This is a genomic window from uncultured Porphyromonas sp. (genome assembly GCF_947254915.1).
GTDB lineage: Bacteria > Bacteroidota > Bacteroidia > Bacteroidales > Porphyromonadaceae > Porphyromonas.
On sequence record NZ_CAMYEZ010000125.1, the window covers coordinates 1 to 6,128 of the forward strand.

Consider the following 6,128-nt stretch of genomic DNA (forward strand, 5'->3'; position numbering starts at 1 on the left):
GCCTTCTATAGGGGGGATACATTCATAATCCTATATTTTAGAGCCTACACCTGACAATAAATAAGGGGGGGCTGTGTGGAGTATCGCTACGTAGCACCATATACTCACGCTATAGCTCCGCTTATATATCTATTGATGTCAATATCTCCCGAGGAAATCAGAAATCCTTAGGGAGCAAACGAAAATTCTCCACCGAGGGGTGAAATAAAACTTCGGAAGAATGAAATGAAAGTTCGGATGAATGAAATGAAACTTCGGAAGAGTTTTTCGCTTCCTCGCTGGATAATCCTAGATTCCTACGGAGGAATTGTCCGATTTCCTCCACCTTTTGAAGTTGTACCACCGAGAGAGACAAAAAGAGACTGCTACATTGCGGTGATGGAGTCCATCGCAATGTAGCAGCCTCTTAGTAGCTGTTTGTCGTCTAGTGTGCTCTTGTCAAAGCGCATACTGAAGCGCCAAGTGGTAACTACGGAAGACTCCCTTCGCTGAGAGGTGCCCGTACGATCAGGAATAATCCCAATGACTGCCCCCTGCCTAATGCTAAAGCCACCACCCCCGATGCCTAGCTCTGAGGGAACCAGGTAGTTGAGGTTGAAGTAGCCATCGCTCATGCCTCCCCAGCCCCAGTTGATGTGAAAGAGACCATTCGCATCATACCCATCACAGACAAATGCGTGGTCACCGCCACTACAGACGATAGGTCGAGCGGCAATCAACTCATTACGTAGTAGCTGCTTCTAGGTAGCCTGCGTATAGTTCGCACGACTCTTGTAGCTCACGCACTTGTCGTAGCGAAAGTGGTCGCGTAAGGCTCTAGCCACGAGTCAAGACCTCTTACAAATCTGGTCAACACTGCGTGCTGAGGAAGCTTTTGTCTAAGCTAACTATCAGTACCACTTGGGTGAAACTCTAGTTTCACCTGTATGAAACTCTAGTTTCTCCGCAGAGAAACTACTCTCAACTCAGCAAGTATCAAGGGATAGTCTGGGAGAAAGCTGTCCGAAGATACCTTTATACAGGTACGCACTCAACTGTGCAACTACCCAGTAGGGGGTAATTTTGCAATTAAATGTCCTTAGCTCGTGTGAGTTGTCTTATCTTTGTGCCTCAATAAAAGAGCAATATATCATCTTAATAATCATAATCTATGCAGTACAGTAAACTACCAATCAGGGCGATGAGCGCACTCTTTGCGACTCTCTGCTCGCTCTCTATGGCGGTGGCTGCGCCTGCAGCTCTTACAGCTGAGCGCACGCTGCCTATCGTATCTACTCATGCCGATGCGCACATCACGGGTCACGTGGTGGACGCTACGACGAAAAAGCACATCGCTGGCGCTACCATCATCATCCAGCAGTACAATGTCTCGGTTACGACCGATGCTTCGGGTCACTACTCCTTCCGCAATCAGAAGCCTGGCAAGCTCACCCTTACGATGCTTGCTGATGGCTATCTGACTCAGGTCAAGGAGGTCACCCTCAAGAAAGGGGAGACGCTAGAGGTTAATTTTGAGGCGATCCTTGATGACACTCAGCTTGAGGAGGTGGTTGTCACAGCAAACCGTCAGCGCACGCTACGTCGCTACGCTCCTACCCTGGTATCGGTGATCGACAGTAAGAGCTTCCAACTCAATAATGCGGTCAACCTTGCGGGTGGTCTTGCCTTCAAGCCTGGTATCCGTGTTGAGAACGATTGCCAGAACTGTGGCTTCAACCAGGTTCGTATCAACGGCCTAGACGGTCGCTACTCGCAGATCTTGATCGATAGCCGTCCCGTCTTCTCCGCACTAGCTGGTGTATATGGTCTAGAGCAGCTCCCCGCTAATATGATAGACCGCGTAGAGGTCGTCCGTGGCGGTGGTTCAGCACTCTACGGTTCTTCAGCTATCGCTGGTGTGGTCAACGTAATCACCAAGGAGCCTACGACCAATAGCTTCTCACTGAGCGAAAACTTCTCACTCATCGGTGGCAAGAAGCCAGACAATACGATTGCTTTCAACGGTACTATCCTCAGCCCTGACCGTGAGATGGGTGCGATGATCTTCGGACAGCATCGTACACGTACAGGTTGGGATGCCAATGGCGATGGCTTCTCCGAGATAGGACAGCTAGAGAGCCGTGCACTCGGTACGCATCTCTTCTTCCGCCTCAACCCCTACAACAAGATTACCGCTGAGATCCACTCCATCCAGGAGAAGCGTCGTGGTGGTGACCACTTCGAGCGTCCTGAGCACGTGGTCGCTGTCGCAGAGAGTGTCGGTCACTCGATCCTAAGCGGTAATCTACGCTACGATGCTCACACAGCAGACTACAAGCACAACTTCCAGCTCTACGCCTCTGGTCAGCGTATCGTCCGCAACAGTTACTACGGTAGTATCGATGAGGACAAGGTGGCTTCGGAGGGACACCCTACACCTAAGGAGGCGTACGGTGACAACTACGGTCTGACTCACGGCAATGTAGCTATGGGCGGTGCTCAGTACACCTACAAGACGGATAGACTCTTCTTCATGCCAGGCAATATCCTCGTCGGTGCTGAGTATCTATACGACCACCTCAACGATGAGATGCCTATCCTCAAGTATCAGAAGCTACCTGACGGCACTTCTCGCGCTCCTGGTCTAGATCAGCGTATTCACAACCTAAGCCAGATCGCTCAGATTGAATGGACGAACAAAGTCTTTACCCTCCTCCTCGGTGGTCGTCTCGATGAGCACTCAGCAATTAGAACTGACAAGGGTGCTATCAAGCCTATCTTCACTCCTCGTGCTACGCTACGCTACAATCCATTCACCTGGATGAACCTCCGTGCTTCCTATGCACAGGGCTTCCGCGCTCCTCAGACCTTCGACGAGGATCTACACGTCGGTGTCGTATCGGGTGAGGCACAGAAGGTTGTCAACGTGAAGGGCCTCAAGCCTGAGTACAGCCACAGCTTCAACCTGAGCAACGATATGTATTTCTCTCACGGAGCTATGCAGGCTAACCTCCTCCTCGAGGGCTTCTTCACACGTCTCAAGGGCGCTTTCAACACACGTCCTATAGAGGAGCGTGATGACTTTACACTCTTTGAGCGCTACAACGCTTCGAACGCTTCGGTCTATGGTGCCAATATCGAGGGTAAGGTTGCTTACAAGCGCTTTACCGTACAGGCTGGCTTTACCATTGCCAAGAGCCTCTGGGATGAGGCTGAGAGCACAGGCGTAGAGCGTTCGCTCATCAAGGGTGAAAACGAGAAGGCTCCTAGCGATATCAATACGCTTGAAAACAATGGCCCAGAGAAGGCTGACGGCTTCCTTACCGATGGCGACGGCAAGTTTGTTAGCTTTGAGCTCAAGAGCCGCAACTTCATGAGGACGCCTATGACTTACGGCTACCTAACGCTAACCTACAACCCTGTCTCTACGCTTAACCTAACCGCTACGTGCAACTATACGGGCTCTATGTTTGCTCCGCACGTTATCGAGTATGGTGCTGAGAGCGCAGTCATAGACGGCAAGCTCGTTGCTGAGGGTAAGCGTGAGGCTGGTGCTAAGGACAAGAGCGGTGCTGCTCCTAAGTGGGGACGCATCGAGAAGACACCTTCATTCTTCGATCTAGGTGCTCGTATCTCTTACGACTTCGACATCTTCACCTCTTCATCTCTGCAACTCTTCCTCGGAGCCAACAACCTACTCAACTCATTCCAAAATGACTTTGACCTAGGTGGCGGACGTGATAGTGGCTATATCTACGGACCTATGCAGCCTCGCACGGTCTATATGGGTATGACGATGAAGTTCTAAGCCCTCCAGACTGAGACTGCGGTCTCAACCTAAGCAAAAGGGTGCAAGCTAGAGAGAAGTCTAGTTTGCACCCTTCTTGGTTTATGCAACAGTGGGGCTAGCGTTGCCGTTGTACCCGCTCGACTAAGCTAGCGATGAGCGCCCCACTATCGGGGTGGGTGGAGAGACAGGGCACGTAGATAAGCTCTTCGCCACCGGCCGCAAGGAATAGATCACGAGCCTCCAGCTGCAGATCCAACTTCGTCTCTAGGCAATCTGAGACAAAGCTAGGACTAAAGAGTACGATGCGACGTACCCCCTGAGCTGCGAGTTCTTGCAGTACACTGACGAGCGTCGGCTGTAGCCAGCACCCATGCCCCATAGCGGAGTGAAAGGTCAGATGAACCCGCTCCTCAGGCACGCCTAGTCTATGGGTCAAAGCTTGTAGCGTATCGACACACTGAGCGTGGTAGTCCCAGCCATGCGTCTGGTCGTACTTCAGATGCGCCTCGGGGATACTATGATAGGAGGCGATGTAGTGGTAGGTACTGTCGCTCGTATTCACATGACTTTGGAGCACTTCAGACAGTTGCTGGATGTAGTGCGGGTCGGTACCCCAAGGAGTCAGCACAGAGGTCTTGTAATGTCCTCCAGTAGGCTTAGGCAGATCCGAGAAATAGGTGATGGCGCTCCCCGCATTACTCCTCGTGTACTGAGGAAAAAGCGGGAGCAGTAGCACCTCCACATCGTCCGTCCCGACAAGCTGGGCAATACGCTCGCCCCACTGAGCACGGCTTGTCTGCGTATAGCGTGGTGTGTAGAGCGTTGGGAGTTGCGTCAGCTGAGCGACTTGCTCTGCGAGTCGCTGCATCTCTGCGGTCAGAGGCATGACCCCATCGGAGAGCGCCAGGAGGCGACGATACCGCTCTGATGAGAAGTGCGTGCGACGAGGCACGATGATGCCACGTACCAGTAGCTGTCGCATCAGATAGGGTACAGAGATGATGTCCCCATCAGTGAGAAACTCCTGTAGGTATCTCCGTACATCCTCCTCGTCAGCTGTCCGTGGAGAGCCCGTATTGGTCAGTAGTATGATCTGCTGTGTCAAGGCTTTATTGCTTGCTAGTGCTGTACAAATCGAAGACTACCACCTCACTATTGGTAAAGAGTCTCATCGCTGGCCCCGCAGCGCCATATCCACTAGAGACGTAGACAGGCGTACCGTATCGCTCAGTGAAGCCGTGCGCTATCGGATAGTAAGCACGCACCAGTAGGGTGAAGGGGAAGATTTGTCCATCGTGTGTATGTCCATAGAGTGCCAAGTCAATGCCGTTGCTTGCGAGGCTGTCTAGCTGTCTCGGCTGGTGCTCGAAGAGAATGCGTGGCAGTCGCTGGCTCTCTTGCGGTATCTGACCAATTAATTCAGAGAGCGTAGCCCGCCCACGCTGCGTATAGTCATCCCGTCCGATGAGCGTCACTGCTCCGCCAGGCGTTGCGATAGAGTCCACGAGGAGCGTTCCCCCGACGAGCTTGATCCAGGCCTTCTTCTTCGCCATGTCGGAGCGATACTCATGATTGCCCAGTACGTAGTAGCAGCCTAGTGGCGGTGTGATCTGCTGCATAATCTCTGGGATGCTGTCTAGATAAGCAGGGTCGGGGTAGTAGTCAAAGATATCCCCACCCACGAGCATCAGGTCAGGCTCGGTCTTTTTGTAAAGCTCCACCAATCGCTCCGCAAAGGGTCGTCCGATCGTTTCGCTAAAGTGAAGGTCCGACACGAAGAGCACCCGCAGATGTTCCCGATCAGCCCCGAGTGGCTTGGTTAGCTCCACTTTATGCTCCACTATGTGCGGTGTCGCAGCCTGCTGGTAGCCATACATCATGAGGATTGCCGAGATCGCTACCGTAGCGAAGAAGAGAACCCACTTAGCTCGCTGGTATCCCCTGTCGCCTAGCCGTGAGCGAACCGTTTGTCCCGTGATGCGCTTGTAGAGTAGTCGTCCTCCATTGATCAGGAGCACTAGGGGTACTATATATAGGAGTACGAAAGCCCACGAGCAGACGAAGACGATGCTAAAGGTGAGTAGCGCTGACGAAAGCTGATGACGCAGCAAAACCACCACAAGGACGAAGAGCAAGTCGGCTAGTAGCACCCCACGCAGCGACCGTCGCCACCAGCCACGAGGCATTGCCTGCCCTCCACGCCACACGAGGTAGAGGATACCTATGAGTTGTATGAAGAGCGTGTAGAGGAGGACGTGCATATTCGGAGGTTTTACGCTAAGGGTGAAGGTTGCTCGCTAGTAGTCCACTTCTTGAAGTAGTAGATAATCATCGACGCCGAGACGACCGTCGCCCAGAG

Annotated in this window: 3 protein-coding genes and 1 pseudogene; 1 reads left to right on the forward strand and 3 read right to left on the reverse strand. The window is 52.6% G+C overall.

Features of this window, described 5'->3' with window-relative positions:
- Positions 1-365: 365 nt before the first annotated feature.
- Positions 366-725: pseudogene (locus tag Q0X57_RS07200) on the reverse strand (C10 family peptidase); the annotation flags it as partial.
- 425 nt (positions 726-1,150) lie between these two features.
- On the opposite strand from Q0X57_RS07200, the gene Q0X57_RS07205 reads away from it, so the two are divergent.
- On the forward strand, positions 1,151-3,787 hold the full coding sequence (locus tag Q0X57_RS07205; RefSeq protein WP_297729614.1) for a TonB-dependent receptor: 2,637 nt from the start codon (positions 1,151-1,153) through the stop codon (positions 3,785-3,787).
- A 97-nt stretch (positions 3,788-3,884) separates the two neighbouring features.
- Here Q0X57_RS07205 and hemH read toward each other — a convergent pair whose 3' ends face one another.
- Together hemH and Q0X57_RS07215 are read right to left on the reverse strand one after the other, a co-directional pair.
- Positions 3,885-4,874: a ferrochelatase gene (gene hemH / locus Q0X57_RS07210; RefSeq protein ID WP_297729616.1), complete on the reverse strand. Its 990-nt coding sequence runs from the start codon at positions 4,872-4,874 to the stop codon at positions 3,885-3,887.
- A gap of 4 nt (positions 4,875-4,878) precedes the next feature.
- On the reverse strand, positions 4,879-6,030 hold the full coding sequence (locus tag Q0X57_RS07215) for a metallophosphoesterase (protein WP_297729618.1): 1,152 nt from the start codon (positions 6,028-6,030) through the stop codon (positions 4,879-4,881).
- Positions 6,031-6,128 lie beyond the last annotated feature (98 nt).